The organism is Nocardioides albus (assembly GCF_014648255.1).
Lineage (GTDB): Bacteria > Actinomycetota > Actinomycetes > Propionibacteriales > Nocardioidaceae > Nocardioides > Nocardioides albus.
On sequence record NZ_BMQT01000007.1, the window covers coordinates 329806 to 348912 of the forward strand.

Annotated in this window: 20 protein-coding genes; 15 read left to right on the forward strand and 5 right to left on the reverse strand. The window is 68.8% G+C overall.

What is annotated here, in order from left to right; genetic code table 11:
- Positions 1 to 10 precede the first annotated feature (10 nt).
- From IEY84_RS16890 to IEY84_RS16925, 8 genes are all read left to right on the forward strand, one after another.
- The gene (locus IEY84_RS16890; RefSeq protein ID WP_183550580.1) at positions 11 to 1021 is read left to right on the forward strand and encodes an NADPH:quinone reductase; all 1011 of its coding nucleotides are present in this window, start codon (positions 11 to 13) and stop codon (positions 1019 to 1021) included.
- Positions 1022 to 1083: 62 nt separating this feature from the next.
- The gene (gene pyrR / locus IEY84_RS16895) at positions 1084 to 1671 is read left to right on the forward strand and encodes a bifunctional pyr operon transcriptional regulator/uracil phosphoribosyltransferase PyrR (protein ID WP_221209216.1); all 588 of its coding nucleotides are present in this window, start codon (positions 1084 to 1086) and stop codon (positions 1669 to 1671) included.
- A complete protein-coding gene (locus IEY84_RS16900; protein WP_183550578.1) occupies positions 1668 to 2609 on the forward strand; it encodes an aspartate carbamoyltransferase catalytic subunit in 942 nt (313 codons plus the stop codon). Before pyrR ends, IEY84_RS16900 begins: the two co-directional genes overlap by 4 nt.
- 79 nt (positions 2610 to 2688) lie before the next feature.
- Positions 2689 to 3996, forward strand: a complete 1308-nt coding sequence (locus IEY84_RS16905) for a dihydroorotase (protein WP_183550575.1) — start codon at positions 2689 to 2691, stop codon at positions 3994 to 3996.
- 162 nt (positions 3997 to 4158) lie between these two features.
- Positions 4159 to 4920, forward strand: coding sequence for a methyltransferase domain-containing protein (locus IEY84_RS16910; protein WP_183550572.1), 762 nt, complete (start codon positions 4159 to 4161; stop codon positions 4918 to 4920).
- Positions 4921 to 4930: 10 nt separating this feature from the next.
- On the forward strand, positions 4931 to 5281 hold the full coding sequence (locus IEY84_RS16915; RefSeq protein ID WP_229788754.1) for a DUF2200 domain-containing protein: 351 nt from the start codon (positions 4931 to 4933) through the stop codon (positions 5279 to 5281).
- 169 nt (positions 5282 to 5450) lie between these two features.
- Positions 5451 to 7073, forward strand: coding sequence for an ABC-F family ATP-binding cassette domain-containing protein (locus IEY84_RS16920; protein ID WP_183550570.1), 1623 nt, complete (start codon positions 5451 to 5453; stop codon positions 7071 to 7073).
- A gap of 98 nt (positions 7074 to 7171) precedes the next feature.
- On the forward strand, positions 7172 to 7606 hold the full coding sequence (locus IEY84_RS16925; RefSeq protein ID WP_183550567.1) for a hypothetical protein: 435 nt from the start codon (positions 7172 to 7174) through the stop codon (positions 7604 to 7606).
- On the opposite strand, the gene IEY84_RS16930 is transcribed toward IEY84_RS16925, so the two are convergent.
- From IEY84_RS16930 to IEY84_RS16940, 3 genes are all read right to left on the reverse strand, one after another.
- Complete coding sequence (locus IEY84_RS16930) at positions 7590 to 7781, reverse strand: type II toxin-antitoxin system VapB family antitoxin (RefSeq protein ID WP_183550564.1); 192 nt, start codon at positions 7779 to 7781, stop codon at positions 7590 to 7592. The two genes, IEY84_RS16925 and IEY84_RS16930, sit on opposite strands and share 17 nt — an antisense overlap.
- Before the next feature lie 99 nt (positions 7782 to 7880).
- Positions 7881 to 8321 (reverse strand): hypothetical protein, encoded by a 441-nt coding sequence (locus IEY84_RS16935; RefSeq protein ID WP_183550561.1) that lies wholly within the window; start codon positions 8319 to 8321, stop codon positions 7881 to 7883.
- Entirely contained in the window at positions 8318 to 8686 is a 369-nt protein-coding gene (locus IEY84_RS16940) for a DUF3592 domain-containing protein (protein WP_183550558.1), read from the reverse strand. The genes IEY84_RS16935 and IEY84_RS16940 overlap by 4 nt, the downstream gene beginning before the upstream one ends.
- A 133-nt stretch (positions 8687 to 8819) precedes the next feature.
- Between IEY84_RS16940 and IEY84_RS16945 the strand changes: the two genes are divergently transcribed.
- Complete coding sequence (locus tag IEY84_RS16945) at positions 8820 to 9407, forward strand: NUDIX hydrolase (RefSeq protein WP_221209215.1); 588 nt, start codon at positions 8820 to 8822, stop codon at positions 9405 to 9407.
- A 3-nt stretch (positions 9408 to 9410) separates the two neighbouring features.
- Here IEY84_RS16945 and IEY84_RS16950 read toward each other — a convergent pair whose 3' ends face one another.
- Both IEY84_RS16950 and IEY84_RS16955 read right to left on the reverse strand, forming a co-directional pair.
- Positions 9411 to 10412, reverse strand: coding sequence for a PDDEXK nuclease domain-containing protein (locus IEY84_RS16950; protein ID WP_183550555.1), 1002 nt, complete (start codon positions 10410 to 10412; stop codon positions 9411 to 9413).
- Positions 10413 to 10582: 170 nt separating this feature from the next.
- Positions 10583 to 10789: a hypothetical protein gene (locus IEY84_RS16955; protein ID WP_183550553.1), complete on the reverse strand. Its 207-nt coding sequence runs from the start codon at positions 10787 to 10789 to the stop codon at positions 10583 to 10585.
- 112 nt (positions 10790 to 10901) lie between these two features.
- Here IEY84_RS16955 and IEY84_RS16960 point away from each other — a divergent pair, with 112 nt between their 5' ends.
- The 6 genes from IEY84_RS16960 to IEY84_RS16985 all read left to right on the forward strand — a co-directional run bounded on the left by IEY84_RS16960 (position 10902) and on the right by IEY84_RS16985 (position 19022).
- Entirely contained in the window at positions 10902 to 11891 is a 990-nt protein-coding gene (locus tag IEY84_RS16960; protein WP_183550551.1) for an AIM24 family protein, read from the forward strand.
- 156 nt (positions 11892 to 12047) lie between these two features.
- Complete coding sequence (gene carA / locus IEY84_RS16965; RefSeq protein WP_183550549.1) at positions 12048 to 13184, forward strand: glutamine-hydrolyzing carbamoyl-phosphate synthase small subunit; 1137 nt, start codon at positions 12048 to 12050, stop codon at positions 13182 to 13184.
- Positions 13185 to 13187: 3 nt separating this feature from the next.
- Positions 13188 to 16523 (forward strand): carbamoyl-phosphate synthase large subunit, encoded by a 3336-nt coding sequence (gene carB / locus IEY84_RS16970; RefSeq protein WP_183550547.1) that lies wholly within the window; start codon positions 13188 to 13190, stop codon positions 16521 to 16523.
- Positions 16520 to 17560 carry a quinone-dependent dihydroorotate dehydrogenase gene (locus IEY84_RS16975; RefSeq protein WP_183550545.1) on the forward strand — a complete coding sequence of 347 codons (1041 nt, stop codon included), beginning with the start codon at positions 16520 to 16522 and terminating at the stop codon, positions 17558 to 17560. The genes carB and IEY84_RS16975 overlap by 4 nt, the downstream gene beginning before the upstream one ends.
- On the forward strand, positions 17557 to 18462 hold the full coding sequence (gene pyrF, locus IEY84_RS16980) for an orotidine-5'-phosphate decarboxylase (RefSeq protein WP_183550543.1): 906 nt from the start codon (positions 17557 to 17559) through the stop codon (positions 18460 to 18462). The genes IEY84_RS16975 and pyrF overlap by 4 nt, the downstream gene beginning before the upstream one ends.
- A gap of 110 nt (positions 18463 to 18572) precedes the next feature.
- Positions 18573 to 19022, forward strand: a complete 450-nt coding sequence (locus IEY84_RS16985; RefSeq protein ID WP_183550540.1) for a hypothetical protein — start codon at positions 18573 to 18575, stop codon at positions 19020 to 19022.
- The last annotated feature ends 85 nt before the right edge of the window (positions 19023 to 19107 follow it).

Here is a 19107-nt window from a genome sequence, read left to right on the forward strand (position 1 = left end):
CGTCGGAGTCATGCGCGCAGTCGTCTACTCCGAGAACGGTCCCTCCTCCACCTTGCGTCTGACCGAGCGGCCGGTGCCGAAGCCCGGTCCCGGCGAGGTGCTGGTCAGGTTGGTGCGGGCGGGGGTCAACCCCACCGACTGGAAGTTGCGCGCCGGCCTGAGCGGCACCCTCAGCGACCCCGAGGTGACGCCGGGCCAGGACGGTGCGGGCGTCGTCGAGGCGATCGGCGAGGGGGTGAGCACCCACGTCGTGGGGCAGCCGGTCTGGCTCTTCATGACCCAGCACGGGCAGGCGTGGGGGACCGCTGCGGAGTACGTCACCGTGCCGGCCCGCAAGGCGGTCGAGCTGCCCGCGGACGCATCCTTCGACCTCGGCGCCGCCCTCGGAGTCCCGGCGATGACCGCCCACCGTGCGCTCACCTCCGGGACGGTGGAGCGAGTGGCCCCGGAGTCGTTCAGCGGACTCACCATCCTGGTTCATGGGGGTGCCGGAGCCGTCGGGAACGCCGCGATCCAGCTGGCGGTATGGGCGGGGGCGCGAGTGATCACCACGGTCAGTTCCCCGGAGAAGGCTGCGCTGGCGAAGGCGGCCGGGGCGCACCACATCGTCAACTATCGCGAGGGAGACGCGGCTGCGGCGATCCAGGAGATCGCGCCCGACGGCGTCGACCAGATCGTCGAGGTCGCCCCGGCGGTCAACAACGACCTGGACCGGACGGTCATCGCCAAGCGCGGCACGATCGCCATCTACGCCAACAACGGCGGTGACGAGCTCACCATGCCGCTGCGCGCGACCTTCTCGCTCAACCTGCGCTACCAGTTCATCCAGCTCTACGGCATCGAGGAGACGCAGATCCGGGCCGCCGCCGAGGACGTCACCGCCGCGGTGACGGCAGGGGCGCTGCGCGTGGGCCCGGAGGGCGGCGTACCTCTGCACCACTACCGGCTCGAGGAGACCGCGGCCGCCCACGACGCGGTCGAGGCAGGGGCTGTCGGGAAAGTGCTGATCGACCTGGAGTGAGGATAGGGTTTGTCCCGATCCTTTAACGAGCCGTCCCGTGAGGCGGAGAAGGAGAGCTGACCTTGTCTGAGCCTGCCCCCGAGCCTGTGTCCGAGCCGTCCGTCGACGGCCGCGTCGTGCTCGATGCCCGTGACATCTCCCGGGCGCTGACCCGGATCTCCCACGAGATCCTGGAGCGCAACCGCGACGCGGAGGATCTGGTCCTCCTCGGTCTGCACACCCGTGGCGTGCCGCTGGCGCGGCGGATCGCCGCGCGGATCGAGGCCGCCGAGGGCCATCCGGTCGCCCACGGAGCCCTCGACGTGACGATGTACCGCGACGACCTGCGCACCCACCCCACCCGGGCGCCGCACCACACCGAGATCCCGCCCGTCGGCATCGACGGCAAGACCGTGGTGCTGGTCGACGACGTGCTCTTCTCGGGCCGCACGGTCCGCGCGGCGCTCGATGCGCTGGCCGACTACGGCCGTCCTGCCGTCGTACGTCTGGCTGTGCTCGTCGACCGCGGCCACCGGCAGCTGCCCATCCGGGCCGACCATGTCGGCAAGAACCTCCCGACGGCGCGCTCGGAGCGGGTCGGGCTGCGCCTGGAGGAGATCGACGGCATCGACGAGGTACGCATCGTGGAGCTCGAGGGGGTTCCGGCATGACGAAACATCTGCTGTCCATCGACGACGTGAGCGCTGAGGAGATCCAGCAGCTCTTCGCGACCGCCGCCGAGATGCACGACGTCCAGAAGCGGGAGGTCAAGAAGCTCCCGGCGCTGCGCGGGCGCACCGTGATTAACCTCTTCTTCGAGGACTCCACCCGCACCCGGTCCTCCTTCGAGATCGCCGGAAAATGGCTCTCGGCCGACGTGATCAACCTGTCCGCGAAGGGCTCCTCGGCATCGAAGGGCGAGTCGCTGCGCGACACCGTGCTGACCGTGACCGCGATGGGCGTCGACGGCCTGGTGATGCGTCACTCGGCCTCCGGCGCGGCCCATCAGGTCGCGGGCTGGCTCGACATCCCCGTGATCAACGCCGGTGACGGGATGCACGAGCACCCGACCCAGGCGCTGCTCGACGGCTACACGCTCCAACGCCAGCTGGGCGGGCCCGGCTCCCTGGAGGGCAAGCGGATCGCGATCGTCGGCGACCTGACCCACTCGCGGGTGTTCCGGTCCAACGTGAAGTCGCTGACCAAGCTCGGCGCCTCGGTCGTCGCCGTCGCGCCGCCCACGCTGATGCCGTCGGGCGTGGCCGAGTGGGCCAAGGCCGACGGGTTCGGGACCTCGTACTCGCTCGACGACGTCCTGCCCGAGGTCGACGCAGTGATGATGCTGCGTGTCCAGCGGGAGCGGATGAGCGGCGGCTACTTCCCGACGTCGCGGGAGTACACCGTCGGCTACGGGCTCACCCGTCAGAGGCTCTCGATGCTGCGCGAGGGCGCGCCGATCCTGCACCCCGGGCCGATGAACCGTGGCCTGGAGATCTCTCCCGAGGCCGCCGACGCCGCCTCCTCGCGGATCCTCGACCAGGTCTCGGCCGGGGTCGCGATCCGGATGTCCGTCCTCTACCACCTGCTTGCCGGCGAGGAGTCCGCATGAACGAGCGCAAGCGAGCGAGCAATCAGATCATCATGCCGCCGCGTCCGTATTCTTTCCTCTCTGTCACGGAGGTGGCGGCATGAGCCTGTTGATCAAGGGAGCCTCCGTCCTCGGGGCCGAGCCGACCGATGTGTACGTCGAGGGGGGAGTGATCCGGGAGATCGGCTCACCCTCCGAGACCGCTGACTCCGCTGACTCTGCGGACGAGGTGGTCGACGCCTCCGGTCTCGTCCTCCTGCCCGGGTTCGTCGACCTGCACACCCACCTGCGCCAGCCGGGCCGCGAGGACGCCGAGACGGTCGCCTCCGGTGCGGCCGCGGCAGCCGCGGGCGGCTACACCGCCGTGCTCGCGATGGCGAACACCTCGCCGGTCACCGACACCGCCGAGGCCGCGGTCTCGGTGTGGGAGCTCGGCCGCGAGGCAGGGCTGGCCGACGTGTTCCCGGTCGGTGCGGTCACCAAGGGCCTGGCCGGCGAGGAGCTCGCCGAGCTCGCGTTGATGAACCGCTCCCGCGCCGCGGTCAAGGTCTTCTCCGACGACGGTCGCTGCGTCGCCGATCCGCGGGTGATGCGTCGCGCGCTGGAGTACGTCAAGGCGTTCGGCGGCGTCATCTCCCAGCACTCCCAGGACCCCTCGCTGGCGCCCTACGGCTCGGCCTGCTGCCACGAGGGTGAGCTCTCCGGGCGGCTCGGTCTGCCCGGTTGGCCGGGTGTCGCCGAGGAGGTCATCGTCGCTCGCGACGTGATGCTCGCCCGCCACACCGGCTCGCGGGTCCACGTCGCCCACGCCTCCACCGCCGGCACCGTCGAGGTGCTGCGCTGGGCGAAGGCACAGGCGGAGAAGGACGGCAGCTGGGCGGTCACCGCGGAGGTCACCCCGCACCACCTGCTGCTGACCACCGACCTGCTCGCCGGCTACGACCCGACCTTCAAGGTCAACCCGCCGCTGCGTCCCGCAGAGGACGTCGAGGCGCTGCGCGCCGCGCTGGCCGACGGCACCATCGACGCTGTCGCCACCGACCACGCCCCGCACGCGCGTCAGGACAAGGAGCACGCTTTCGTCGACGCGGCGTTCGGGATGCTCGGGCTCGAGGAGGCGCTCTCGGTCGTCTCGACGGTGATGGTCTCCTCGGGGCTGCTGGACTGGGCGGGTGTCGCCCGAGTGATGTCCACGACCCCTGCCCGGATCGCTGGTCTCGACGGCCATGGCCGCCCGATCGCGGTCGGTGAGCCGGCCAACCTGGTCCTGGTCGACCCGGCCGCGACCTACGTCGTGGACCGGGACCGGTCGCTCTCGCTCTCGCGCAACAACCCCTGGCACGACCGCAAGCTCACCGGCCGGGTCGTGTCCACCTTCTTGCGGGGGAAGCAGACGTACGGCGGTTAGTCCTGGATGCTCACCGAGGTAACTCGGTGAGCGCCTACTTCCTTCGTGGGACTCCACGCAAGAAGTGGCGGCCGGCCGAGATACCTCGGTGAGCAACCGCGGGGGCAACGCCTGGGCGCGGGACTCGAGTCGACCCGGAGAGGGCGGCTAGGCTCCACCGCCATGACCGACGTCTTCTCCGAGAAGCTCGCGCAGTGGCGCGCCTACACCGAGACCCCGTGGGCCCGGATCCGCTACACGGTGGTTGAAGAGGTCCTGCGGCGCCAGTGCGCCGAGCTGGGGGAGAGTCTGCGGGTCCTGGACGTCGGAGGCGGCGACGGGATGGACGCGCTGCCGCTGGCGCTGGCCGGTCATGAGGTCACGATCGTCGATCCGTCGGAGTCCTGGCTGGCCGAGGCGAAGCGTCGGGCAGCGGAGGCGGGGGCTGCGCTGACCACGCTCGTCGGTGGAGTCGAGGACCTGCCCGAGGGTGAGTGGGACCTGGTGCTGTGCCACTTCGTGCTCCATTACCGCCCCGCCGACGCCTCAGACGTACGCCGCTTGGCGGCCGCCGTCCGCCCCGGCGGCCGGCTCTCGGTGATGGTTCCCAACCCGGCGAGCATGGTGCTGCGGCAGCTGGTCACCGGCGGTCCCGAGGCTGCGCTCATCGAGCTGCACGCGGACACGAAGCATGCGGTGACCTTCGCCCACGACGTACGCAAGGTCCCGATGCCCGACCTCGAGGCCGAGCTCGCCGACGCGGGACTTCGCCTGACCGGCCGGTTCGGCACCAGGATCGCCAACGACCTCCTCGTCGACAACGACGCCAAGAACGACCCCGCCTACTTCGACCGCCTGCTCGAGCTGGAGCGCGAGCTGTGCGACCAGGAGCCGTTCGCACGCATCGCCGGTATGTACCAGCTCGTCGCGGAGCGACCGGGTTAGGCTCGGCAACGTGGATAACCTCGAGCGCGTCTACAAGATGCCCTTCGGCTCCGTCTACCCGCACTACGTGACGAAGGTGGAGAAGAAGGGCCGCACCACGGCCGAGCTGCGCCAGGTGATCACCTGGCTGACCGGTTTCGACGACGACGCGATCGCGAAGCACATCGAGGCGGGGACGAGCTTCGAGGAGTTCTTCGCCGCCGCTGATCTCAACCCGGCTGCCGAGCTGATCACCGGAGTGGTCTGTGGCGTGCGGGTGCAGGAGATCGAGGACCCGGTGATGCGTCAGGTTCGCTATCTCGACAAGCTGGTCGACGAGCTGGCCAAGGGCAAGGCGATGGAGAAGATCCTGCGCGGCTGAGCTGGTCGAGCCTGTCGAGACCACCGGGGTCCGTGCGATAACCCGTTGGACGGAGCCCTCGCCGACCGCGTAGGCTTGGTCCCATCATGAAGATCTCGCGCTGACCTCCGACCCGCGCCCGAGGCACATGCCCGGCGGGTCGTCCTCGAACCCGAAGGCCAGCGCTCGCATGTCATCTTCCATCGTCTCCGGACCGATCGTCGTCCGTGATCTCTCCGTCTCCTTCCGCAGCGGTTCGGTGCTCTCCGGGATAGACCTCACCGTCTCCCCGGGGGAACGGATCGCGCTCGTGGGGGAGAACGGCGCCGGCAAGTCCACGTTGCTCCGCGCTATCGCACACCGGCTGCCGCGCACCGCCCAACGCACAGGCACGCTCGAGGCGCCCGACGACCTCGTCTGGCTGCCGCAGGAGCCGCCGTTCCGCGATGCGGCGAGCATCGAGGACGTACTGGCCACCACCCTGCGCCCGCTCCGGGAGGCCGTCGCCACGGTCGAGACGCTCGCTGACCGTCTCGACGACCCCGAGGTCGCCGAGACGTACGCGAGCGCGCTCGACTTTGCGGTGGCCCACGACGCGTGGGACGCCGACCGGCGGGCCATCCTGGCCGCCGAGCGCCTCGGGCTCAGCGGCCTGGACCGTGAACGTCCGATCAGCACGCTCTCGGGCGGTCAGCGCACCAGGCTGGCGCTCGCGACAGCGATCACCCGCCGCCCGGACGCGCTGCTGCTCGACGAGCCGACCAACCACCTCGACGACGAGGCGGTCGCGGTGCTGGGGGAGTTCCTGCGTGACCTCCCCGGCGTCGTGCTGATGGCCTCCCACGACCGTGTCTTCCTCGACGAGGTCGCCACCGGTCTCTTCGACCTGGACCCGACAGCCTTCGGCACCGACGGTGCAGGCGGTCGGCTCTTCGGAGGCGGGTGGAGCGCTTACGAGGAGGCCCGGCAGGCCGCGCGCGAGCGGTGGGAGCAGACGTACGCAGAGCAGCAGGACGAGCTCAAGCGTCTCCGCGCGGCGACCAAGATCGGCAACGACGCGATCGCCCACAACCGCGGTCCGACCGACAACGACAAGTTCATCTACAAGTTCAAGGGCAGCAACGTCGAGCGCACCGTCGCCCGACGCAAGAAGGACGCCAACCGGCGGCTGGAGGAGGCCCAGGAGGCCCAGGTGCGCAAGCCACCGCCGCCGCTGCGACTCAACGCTGCGCTGTCGGCTGCGGGCGCGAGCGGGCGGATGGTCGTCGTACGCGACCTGGTGGTCGAGGAGCGGGTCAGCCTGCCGGTCCTCGACGTCATGGCGGGGGAGCACCTGCTGGTCACCGGGCCCAACGGCAGCGGCAAGTCGACACTGCTCGGGGTGATCTCCGGGCGCGTGAAACCGACCTCGGGGGAGGTCCAGGTCAGCGCCAGACACGTCGAGGAGCTCACCCAGGACCCGCGGTTCGGGGATCTGCGCCGCAAGGTCGCCGATGTCTACCTGGAGTCGGTGGGGGAGGCGCTGGCGACCCAGGTCCCGCTACGTGACCTGGGCCTGGTCCACCCGCGCGACCTCAACCGGCCTGTAGGTGCGCTCAGCGTCGGCCAGCGGCGCCGGCTCGACCTGGCGATCGCCATCGCCACCGGCCCCGACCTGCTGCTCCTCGACGAGCCCACGAACCACATCTCGCTCACCCTGGCGGGCGAGCTGGAGGAGGCGATCGGGGTCACGCCGGGCACGATCGTCGTCGCTTCTCACGACCGCTGGCTGCGGCGGCGCTGGTCGGGTCCGGAGCACCGGCTCGAACCCTGACGGGCCAGTTGCGGACGAAGGCCTGTGGATGAGCAGAGTTATCCACAGGCGAAGAGATCGTCGTTGTCCTCGCCGGCGGGCCGTGGTGCGGTGGACCCATGACCGACAAGATTCCGTACGCTCCAGTCCTCCGCACCCAGGCCGACGTCGAGGCCGCCTGGCGGCACCTGATCAACCCGCTCGGCTGGCCGGAGCCACGCCTGTGGTTGATGTTCGTCGGTGCCGACGGTGTCCCGTTCCCACAGCTGTGTCAGATCGAGGCGATGCCGACGGAGATCGGCGACGACGGCGCTGCCAACCTGGCCGCGATGCTGCACGAACTGATCGATGACCTGGGCTTCGAGCGAGTCGAGCTCCTGCTGTGCCGGACGGGCGGCGGTCCACCGAGCCGGTCGGACCGGAAGAACGCCGCCGAGCTCTACGGCGCGTGTGCTGTGGCTGCGGTGCCGGTCGACGTCATCCACCTCGCGACCGATCAGGAGTTCTGGCCGATCCCGTTGGATGCGCTCGGTGAGCTCAGAACTCCAGCGTGACCTTCGTGTCACCCAGCTCGCGCTCGACGATGCGGTCGAAGGCAACCGCGGCGGCCTCACGCTCGACGAGATCACGCAGCGCGTGGTCGATTGCAGCCTGGTTGGTCGTCGTCCCGGCGATCTTCCTCGCCTCGGCCAACAGCTCCTCATCGATGCTGATCGACGTCTCGGTCATGGCGTACCCCCGCACGGAAATCTGGATGAAACATCGAAACGCTAGCGGTGCCCACCGTGCAACGCAATGACCTGCGACAACCGTCACAACGTGTCGCACTCAACGAACGTTCTCGACCGCAGGTGCCACGTTTGACGCCGCGCGGGTCTTCCGCACGATCTGATCGGTACCGCACGGGGAGGTCGGGCCGACAAATGGAGCATGTCGTGCGGGGTCGCTTTCGTCGAAGCAGATGCCGAGGGCGTCGTTCGGGGCCCAGTAGTGGTCGTTGATCCACTCCGAATCGAAGTAGGTATGCCCGTCCAGCTCGTACCGGTAGATGACCTTGAAGCCCTCGTCGGTGTCCAGGTCCTCCCTGGCGGGGGAGTCGTGGCTGTCCTGGACGGCCTCGATGACCTCCGCCCTGGTCTCAGCGGTGAGGCCGTCCTTGTCGTCTGCCTGGCGTTGCCCGAAGAACACGCCGACGGTGATCATCGCCGCGAACAGGAACACTGCGAGCGAGACCCCGAGTGCGATCGGTCCACGGACGCCTCCTGTCATCGTGTGCTCCCTACGGGCGTTGCCTCCGTGCATGAGGTGTTCGCACAGTGATCCGCCGGATTGTCGGGATCGAACCTGACCGAGATGGTGTTTCCGGGCCGCCAGTGGACTCGGTCCAGCTGGACGTTGCCCAACCACACCTGGCCTTCTGCGGGGTAGCTGTAGGAGACCTGGTAACCGCGACCGCGTTCGACCGCGTCGTGGATGGTCACCTCGCCGTAGGTCGTGATGTGACTCTGGTCAGGTGCGTTCCTGAACAGCATGACGACGACTAGGAAGAACCCGCCGAACAGGACTATCAACCCGACGCTGAAGAGTCCGAGGACCTTCAGACATCCGACTGGACTGCTGGACTCGCTGCTCACCGGCGCGCCACCTTCCCGAGAGGCTCAGAGCATGACGTAACCCCATGATGAACGTTCTCGACGGCCAGAGGTCACTCCGCGGCGGGCGGACTCGCGGCGAGATGTCGGTGGTCGCCCTCTAGGGTGCACGAGCATGAGCCCGGAGGACCGACTGCTGACCGACATCACGATCATGGTGGACTCGATCGAGCCGGTGGACGACGCGGAGAGCAGCCACATCGCCGACGCGTCGGCGTGGTTGTGCGTGACCGGCGACGTGTTCCGTCGCACCACCGCTCCGACCGAGCCGGCCAAGCATCTGGTTTCCTACTTCCTGCTGGTCGACCCGGTCAGCGGTCACATCCTGCTGGGAGATCACCTCAAGTCGGGCCTGTGGTTGCCGTCAGGCGGTCACGTCGAGCCAGGCGAGAACCCAGCCGACACCGTGCGTCGCGAGTGCGTCGAGGAGCTGGGTGTGGAAGCGCGATTCCACCCCGACCTCGGACCACGCCCGTTGTTCATCACCGTGACGACGACCCGGACCGACCGCCCGGACGCGCACACCGACGTCAGCCTCTGGTTCGTCCTCGCCCACGACCACCGTGACCCGTTGGAGCCCGACGAGCGGGAGTACGCAGGTGTGCGCTGGTGGACGCCATCCGAGATCCGCGCCGCAGATCCGGCACTGTTCGATCCCCACATGGGCCGGATGCTCGACAAGCTGAAGACCCTCGGCGCCTGAGGCTCACTCGGGACCGCTCAGCTCCTGCTGGAGCCGCTCGACGCTCGGCAGGCTGGCCTGCAGCTGATACTCAGCCACGCCAAGAGGTTGTGTCGAACCGCGCAGGGAGTATTCGGCGACGACCTGATTGCGGCTCTGGCACAACAGGATGCCGATCGTCGGGGCATCGTCGGCGTGCGCCATTTCCCCGTCTACCGCCGCCAGATAGAAGTTGAGCTGGCCCAGGTGCTCGGGCCTGAACTTCCCGGCCTTGAGCTCGATGACGACATAGCAGCGCAACTTCAAGTGATAGAAGAGCAGGTCGATGAAGAAGTCCTCGCCGCCGACCTCGAGCAACACCTGACGCCCGACGTAGGCGAATCCGACACCGAGCTCGACCAAGAACTCGGTGACGTGGTCGACGAGTGCCTGTTCGATGACCCGCTCGCGCACCTCATGGCCGACCCCGAGGAACTCGAAGTTGTAGGGGTCCTTGACGATCTCTCGAGCGAGATCGGAGGTCTCGGCCGGAAGCGTGCGTTCGAAGTTGCTGATCGCCCGACCTGAGCGCTCGAGGGTCCGGAGACTGATGTGATGGACCAGCACGGCCCTGGACCAGCCGTGTTCGACCGCCTTCGCGGCGTAGGCCAGGCGCTCATCGGCGCTCTTCAGCTTGCTGAACAGCTCGATGTTGTGACCCCAGGACAGATTGTCCAACGGCCATTGGACAATCGCCTCACGTGGCCATGCCCTTGCGAAGGAGCGCATGTACATCAGATTTGCGCGTGAGAGCCCGGTCATCCCGGGAAAGGCTCGACGAAGATCGCCAGCGAGACGTTCAACGATCTTGCTACCCCAGCCCTCGGCTTCCTGCTTGACCACGATCTCGTGGCCAATATCCCAGTAGAGCCGAATCATCGCGGCGTTGAGCGCGACCGACGCTTGTTGCTGCGCACTGCGGATGTGCGTCTTGAGGTCGTCTAGCCACGTGGCGTACCCGTCGGGCAGGGAGACTGAGTCCGACATAGCGTTCTCCTTGGAGGTGTGCGAATCACCGCCTGCGATTGCAGGCGGTACGTTCGCCGCTCCTGGAGGCGCCTGTGGCGCTATTACTTACCCTCGCGACTGGCGGCCCCTTCTCGCAGACCTGGCTGGCCCGGTACTTCGGAGTGATCGCCTGAGTTGGCTCGATTAGATCATCTGCTCGTCGCTGCGCCCGGTAGGCACGGCGCAGGCAAGTCGATCGACGAGTCGCCCGGGACGTATTCGGCCACCTCCTCGAGCCAGGCCGTCGCCCGCTCGTCGATCGCTCCGAACTCCGGTTCACCGCTCACCACGAGCGCGGCGTGGCCGCCTCCGGAGGGTGGATAGTGGGCGTCGGCCGCCCCGAACCTCGTCGCCACGGTCACAGGACAGGGCGAGGTGTGTGGAACACCGGTGAGCGGGATATCGGCCACATGCCAGTATGGACCGGAGCCGACTGAGATGGGTCGGCCGAAGTTTCAGAGGGTGGAGATGACGGACGCAGCGTGGTACCCGGACCCGACCGGTCAGGCCGAGCTTCGCTACTACGACGGGAGCCAGTGGACCGAGCACGTGTCCACAGGCGGGCAGCAGTCGACGGCGCCGCTGACGCCACCTCAGGCTTCCGTCGAGCAGGAGGCCCCGACACAGGTCGGTTCGGCGCAGGCGCAGGCCGCTCAGGCCGCGTACGGCGAAAACGCCCAGGCCGCCTACGCTGACAGCGCTCAGGCTCAGCCGGCGCAGGCTGCGGCGTCCCAGTACGGGCAGCAGGCCGCCCAGGCCCAGCAGCCCGCGGGCGACCCGTTCGCGGGGATCTCGGGTGACCTGATCGACGGTCGCTTCGCCGAGGTCCAAGGCGAGGGCGCGGTGCTGCAGAACAAGCGGCTCCTGCGCGTACGCGTCGGAGAGCCGTTCCAGGCACGCCAGGGCGCGATGGTCGCCTACCAGGGCAACGTGCAGTTCAAGTACCAGAGCGGGGGCATGGGCAAGTTCCTCAAGCGCGCCGTCACCGGCGAGGGCCTGAGCCTGATGGGCGTCGAGGGGCAGGGAGACGTCTTCCTGGCCGACTCGGCCAACGAGGTCCACATCCTCCGGCTGAACAACTCCGGCATCTCGATCAACGGTGACCACGTGCTCGCCTTCTCCGGCAGCCTGCAGTGGAACATCGAGCGCGTGCAGGGCGCGGGCATGCTCACCGGTGGTCTCTTCAACACCACGCTCCGCGGCACCGGCTGGGTAGCGGTGACCACCCAGGGAGACCCGGTCGTCCTCAACGCCGCCGAGGCACCCACCTTCGCCGACACCGACGCAGTGGTCGGCTGGTCGCTCGGTCTCCAGACCACCCTGCAGAAGTCGATGACCGCCGGTGCGCTCATCGGCCGCGGCAGCGGCGAGGCGTTCCAGGTCGCCTTCCACGGCGCCGGCTTCGTCATCGTGCAGCCGTCCGAGGGCGGGCGCGTCCCGCCCCACTCGCACAACTGAGCCTGACCGGACTGGGTCGACTGCCGCGTACGTCACACTGCTGGCGTACGCGGCGGACGCCAACTGCCGTCAACCGGCATCTGCTTGATACTGTCACGAGCAAGTTGACCGACATCCTTTAAGCACCGTCCTGTGAGGCGGAGAAGGAGGTACGGCGTGCCGCTGCATGCCCACAAAGAAGCACTCCTCGTACTCGAGGATGGTCGAACGTTCCGGGGTGAGTCGTTCGGAGCCGAAGGGGAGACCTTCGGCGAGGCGGTCTTCTCCACCGGCATGACCGGTTACCAGGAGACGCTGACCGACCCGAGCTACCACCAGCAGGTGGTCGTGATGACCGCGCCCCACGTCGGCAACACCGGCGTGAACGACGAGGACCCCGAGTCGCGTCGGATCTGGGTGGCCGGATACGTCGTACGCGACCCAGCCCGGGTGCCCTCCAACTGGCGCGCCCAGCGCACCCTCGACGACGACCTGCGCGACCATTCCGTCGTGGGCATCGCGGGCATCGACACCCGAGCCCTGACCCGCCACCTGCGTGAGCGCGGGGCGATGCGCGTCGGGATCTCGACGATCGACACCGACCCCGAGGTCCTGCTGAAGAAGGTGCTCGCCTCCGCCGAGATGAGCGGCGCGAACCTCTCGGACGCGGTCAGCACCGCCGAGGCGTACGTCGTCCCCGCGGAGGGCGAGAAGCGCTTCACCGTCGCGGCCCTCGACCTCGGCATCAAGGAGATGACCCCGCAGCGGATGGCCGAGCGCGGCATCGAGGTCCACGTCCTCCCGGCGACGGCGACGCTCGAGGACGTGAAGGCCGTCAACCCCGACGGGCTCTTCTATTCCAACGGCCCCGGCGACCCGGCCGCGACCACCGGCCAGGTGGAGCTGCTCCAAGCAGCGCTGGCCGAGAACATCCCCTACTTCGGCATCTGCTTCGGCAACCAGCTCTTCGGCCGCGCGCTCGGCTTCGGGACGTACAAGCTGAAGTACGGTCACCGCGGGATCAACCAGCCGGTCATGGACCTCACCACGCGCAAGGTTGAGGTGACCGCCCACAACCACGGCTTCGCCGTCGACGCGCCGATCGACGAGGAGACCACGACGCCGTACGGCATCGCGACCGTCTCCCACGTCAACCTCAACGACGACTGCGTCGAGGGCCTCGAGCTCAAGGACGCCGAGACCGGGAAGCTCAAGGGCTTCTCCGTCCAGTACCACCCGGAGGCAGCGGCCGGCCCGCACGATGCCGCCTACCTCTTCGACCGGTTCATCTCTCTCATGGCGAAGGAGGTCTGAGCGATGCCCAAGCGCGAGGACATCAAGTCCGTGCTCGTGATCGGCTCCGGGCCGATCGTCATCGGCCAAGCCTGCGAGTTCGACTACTCCGGCACCCAGGCCTGCCGCGTGCTGCGCGAGGAGGGGATCCGGGTCGTCCTGGTCAACTCCAACCCGGCCACGATCATGACCGACCCGGAGTTCGCCGACGCGACCTACGTCGAGCCGATCACCCCTGAGTTCGTCGAGAAGGTCATCGCCAAGGAGCGCCCCGACGCGCTCCTGGCCACCCTCGGCGGCCAGACCGCGCTCAACTGCGCGGTGGCGCTGGACGAGCGCGGGATCCTGGAGAAGTACGACGTCGAGCTGATCGGCGCGAGCATCGACGCCATCCAGCGCGGTGAGAACCGCGAGGAGTTCAAGAAGATCGTCGCCGAGCTCGGCGGCGAGAGCGCCAAGTCGGTCATCTGCCACAGCATCGACGACCTGCTCGCGGGCGCCGAGGAGCTCGGCTACCCCGTGGTCATCCGGCCGAGCTTCACCATGGGTGGCTCCGGCTCAGGGTTCGCCTACAACGAGACCGAGCTGCGGCGTCTGGGCGGCGCCGGCCTCGCGGCCAGCCCCACCACCGAGGTGCTCCTGGAGGAGTCCATCCTCGGCTGGAAGGAGTACGAGCTCGAGGTCATGCGCGACCGCAAGGACAACTCGGTCATCGTCTGCTCGATCGAGAACCTCGACCCGATGGGCGTGCACACCGGCGACTCGATCACCGTCGCCCCGGCGTTGACGCTGACCGACCGCGAGTACCAGAAGCTGCGCGACCTGGCGATCGGCATCATCCGCGCCGTCGGCGTGGATACCGGCGGCTGCAACATCCAGTACGCCGTCAACCCGGCCGACGGCCGGATCATCGTCATCGAGATGAACCCCCGCGTCTCGCGGTCCTCGGCGCTGGCCTCCAAGGCGACCGGCTACCCGATCGCCAAGATCGCCGCGAAGGTCGCGATCGGCTACACCCTCGACGAGATCGAGAACGACATCACCGCCGGGCCGAACGGCTCGACCGCGGCGTCGTTCGAGCCGACCCTCGACTATGTCGTCGTCAAGGTCCCGCGCTTCGCCTTCGAGAAGTTCCCGGGCGCCGACACGACCCTGACCACCCACATGAAGAGCGTGGGCGAGGCGATGGCGATCGGCCGCAACTTCACCGAGGCCCTCCAGAAGGCGCTGCGAAGCCTGGAGAAGCCCGATGCGGTCTTCGACTGGACCCAGGAGGTCGTCGAGCTCGACAAGCCCGCGCTGCTGGAGGAGATCAAGACCCCGACCGACGGCCGGCTCAAGCGGGTCATGGATGCGATCCGCTCCGGTGCGACGCCGGAGGAGATCTTCGAGTCGACCAAGATCGACCCCTGGTTCGTCGACCAGCTCTACCTGATCAACGAGATCGCCCAGGAGATCATCGCGGCGCCCGAGCTGACCGCCGACGTGCTCCGCTACGCCAAGCGCCACGGCTTCTCCGACTACCAGCTCGGCAAGATGCGCGGCATGACCGCGGACGTCGTGCGCGGGGTCCGGCACGCCCTGGGGATCCGCCCGGTCTACAAGACCGTCGACACCTGTGCGGCCGAGTTCGAGGCGCGGACGCCGTACCACTACTCCTCCTACGACGAGGAGACCGAGGTCGCGCGCCGGGAGAAGGAGGCCGTGATCATCCTCGGCTCCGGACCCAACCGGATCGGGCAGGGGATCGAGTTCGACTACTCCTGCGTGCACGCCTCCCTCGCGCTGAGCGAGGCGGGCTACGAGACCGTCATGGTCAACTGCAACCCGGAGACGGTGAGCACCGACTACGACACCTCCGACCGGCTCTACTTCGAGCCGCTCACCCTGGAGGACGTGCTCGAGATCGTCCACGCCGAGCAGCAGGCCGGACCGGTGGTCGGGGTCATCTGCCAGCTCGGCGGCCAGACCCCGCTGGGTCTCGCGCAGGCGCTCAAGGACAACGGCGTGCCGATCGTCGGCACCAGCCCCGAGGCCATCCACCTCGCCGAGGAGCGCGGTGCCTTCGGCCGGGTGCTCCACAAGGCCGGCCTGGTCGCGCCGAAGCACGGCATGGCCACCACGTTCAACGAGGCCCGCGAGATCGCCGCCGAGATCGGCTACCCGGTCCTGGTGCGTCCCTCCTACGTCCTCGGCGGGCGCGGCATGCAGATCGTCTACGACGACGAGGCGCTGCGCTCCTACATCGAGGCCGCGACCGAGGTCACCCCGGACAAGCCGGTGATGGTCGACAAGTTCGTCGACGACGCCGTCGAGATCGACGTCGACGCCCTCTACGACGGCACCGAGCTGTTCCTGGGTGGCGTCATGGAGCACATCGAGGAGGCCGGGATCCACTCCGGTGACTCCTCCTGCGCGCTGCCGCCGATCACCCTCGGTGCAGCCGAGGTCGAGCGCATCCGCGTGGCCACCCTGGCGATCGCCGAAGGCGTCGGCGTACGCGGTCTGCTCAACATCCAGTACGCCCTCGGCTCCGACGTGCTCTACGTCATCGAGGCCAACCCGCGCGCCTCCCGCACCGTCCCGTTCGTCTCCAAGGCGACCGCGACGCCGCTGGCCAAGGCCGCCGCACGGGTCATGCTGGGTGAGTCCATCGAGGAGCTCCGCGCTGCCGGCGTACTCCCGAAGACCGGCGATGGCGGGGCGCTGCCGCCCAACCAGCCGATCGCGGTCAAGGAAGCGGTCATGCCATTCAACCGGTTCCGCACCCCGGAGGGTCAGCAGGTCGACACCGTGCTCGGCCCGGAGATGAAGTCGACCGGTGAGGTCATGGGGCTCGACTCCGACTTCGGCCGCGCCTTCGCCAAGAGCCAGGCCGGCGCCTTCGGCCCGCTGCCGACCCAGGGCCGGATCTTCGTCTCGATGGCCAACCGCGACAAGCGCACCATGATCTTCCCGATCAAGGTGCTCGCCGACCACGGCTTCGAGATCTTCGCGACCGAGGGCACCGCCGAGGTGCTGCGCCGCAACGGCGTCCCCTCGCGGCTGATGCGCAAGCACTCCGAGGGCACCGGTCCCGATGGTGAGAAGACCACCGTGCAGCGGATCCTCGACGGCGAGGTCGACCTGGTCATCAACACGCCCAACGGCACCTCCAACGCCAAGTCCGCCCGGATGGACGGCTACGAGATCCGCACCGCCGCGGTGATGGCCAACATCGCCTGCATCACCACGGTCCAGGGGCTCGGCGCCGCGGTGCAGGGCATCGAGGCGCTGCGGCGCGGTGAGATCGACGTACGCAGCCTGCAGGAGTGGCGCGACGTCGTCGGCCACCACGACGGTGGGGTGTCGTCGAAGTGAAGCCATACCGGACCCTGTTCGACAAGGTACTGACGAAGACGGATCCGGAGCGTGCCCACCAGCAGGCTTTCGCCGCGATCCGGGCCGCCGGGCCGGCGCTGTCCAGGACACGTACGCCCGGATCCCCGGTGCACACGATGGGGCTCACCTTCCCGAACGTGATCGGGCTGGCCGCGGGCTTCGACAAGAATGCGGTCGGGATCGACGCGCTGGGCGGGCTCGGCTTCGGGCACGTCGAGATCGGCACGGTCACCGGGGAGGGGCAGCCGGGCAACCCCGCGCCGCGCCTGTTCCGGCTGCCCGCCGACCGCGCCGTGATCAACCGGATGGGCTTCAACAACGACGGTGCCGAGGCGGTCGCTGCCCGGCTGGCGAGCCGGCTGGAGCGGCGTGGCACCGCCACGGGCGGGCCGGTCCTCGGCATCAACATCGGCAAGACGAAGCTCGTGCCGGAGGACGACCAGGCGGCCGTCGAGGCCGACTACGCCAAGTCGGCGCGGCTGCTGGCCCCGTACGCCGACTACCTGGTGGTCAACGTCTCCTCGCCCAACACGCCCGGCCTGCGCAGCCTGCAGTCGGTCGAGAAGCTGCAGCCGCTGCTGGAGCACGTCCGCTCCATCGCCGACCAGGTCACCAAGCACCGGGTCCCGCTGCTGGTCAAGATCGCTCCCGACCTGGCCGACTCCGACGTCGTCGAGGTCGCCGACCTGGCCGGCGCGATCGGCCTGGACGGGATCATCGCGACCAACACCACCATCGGCCGCGAGCACCTCGCCTCGACGCCCGCCGAGATCACCGCGGCAGGCGCCGGCGGTCTCTCCGGTGCTCCGCTCAAGGCGCGCGCGCTCGATGTCCTGCGGCTGCTCCGCAGCCGGGTCAGCCCCGAGATGACGCTCATCGGTGTCGGTGGCATCGCCACCGTCGAGGACGCCCGCGAGCGCCTCGCGGCAGGTGCGGACCTGCTCCAGGGCTACACCGGGTTCATCTACGAAGGGCCCGGCTACGCCCGCCGGATCGCGAACGGGGCGGCTCGATGACCTTTGGTGCCCGCTACGCCACCGCCCTCGCCGAGCGGGGGAGGCTCTGCGCCGGGATCGACCCGCACGCCTCGCTGCTCCTCGACTGGGGCCTGAACGACGACCTCGCCGGCCTGGAGAGGTTCGCGCTGACCGCGGTCGAGGGCCTGGCGCCCTACGTGCCCGTGGTCAAGCCGCAGAGCGCGTTCTACGAGCGTTTCGGCTCGCGTGGTGTCGCGGTGCTGGAGCGGGTCATCGCGGAGTCGAAGGCCGCCGGGGCGCTGGTGCTCCTCGACATCAAGCGCGGCGACATCGGTTCGACCAGCCAGGCGTACGCGGATGCCTATCTCGATCCCGCGAGCCCGCTGGGCTCCGACGCGGTGACGGTGAGCCCCTATCTCGGCTTCGGCTCGCTGATGCCGTTCGTCGAGACGGCCACGAAGTTCGACGCCGGGCTGTTCGTGCTCGCCCTGACCTCCAACAAGGAGGGCCCCGAGGTGCAGCACGCGACGGTCGAGGACGGCCGCAGCGTCGGCCAGGTCATGCTCGACCACCTGCGCCGCCTGAACGAGGCCGAGACGCCCCTGGGCTCCTTCGGCGCGGTCGTCGGTGCGACGATCGAGACGACCGGAGCGAGGTCGGGCGGCGAGCTTGCTCGTCCGTCCGCGCCGAGCGAGGGAGTAAGCGAGCGCAGCGAGCACGGTGCGGACGGCGCCGGCGTGGCGTACGACTTCGGGTTCAACGGCCCCATCCTGGCGCCAGGCTTCGGCGAGCAGGGCGGCACCCCGGCCGATCTCGCCCGCATCTTCGGCGCCGCCAACGCCAACGTCGTAGCCAGCACCAGCCGCGGCCTGCTCCGCAAGGGCCCGGACGTGGCCGCCCTGCGCGACGAGGCCCTCCGTCTGCGCGACGAGCTCGGCTGACGGTCGAGATACGACGGGACGTTCGTGTCGGTCTACCGGCTGGTAACCGACAAGAACGTCCCGTCGTATCCAGTTCGCGACCCGTCGCGGGAGGCTGGCAGACTGGACCGATGACCAGTCTTCGGATGGGCGTCCAGCTTTTCGTCGTCTCGATGCTCGCCATGACGCTGAGCTCGTGCGGCGACCCGATCGACGGCTACTGCGAGTCCTTGAAGGGGCACCAGGAGGAGCTGACGAACACGCTGGGGGAGGGCGACACGGGTGGGCTGATCGCCGCCCTGCCGATCTTCGAGGACCTCGAGCGCAACGCTCCCGACGACATCAAGAAGGACTGGAAGACGCTCAACACGGCGATCTCCGGGCTCAGCGACGCCCTGGACGAGGCCGGTGTCAGCGCCGACGACTTCGAGAACGGTGAGCCGCCGGAGGGGATCTCCGAGGCCGAGGCGAAGAAGGTCGCCGACGCCGCCACGCAGGTGAGCAGCACGAAGACCCAGGAGGCATCCGTACGCGTCCAGCAGCAGGCGCGAGACGTCTGCCACACGTCGCTGACGCTGTGAACCAGTTGGCCATCTGATGGACGCCAGTTAGGCGACCCCGATTGCCGCTGCGGCAACGGAATGGCTAGATTGGCGCGAGCGCTTA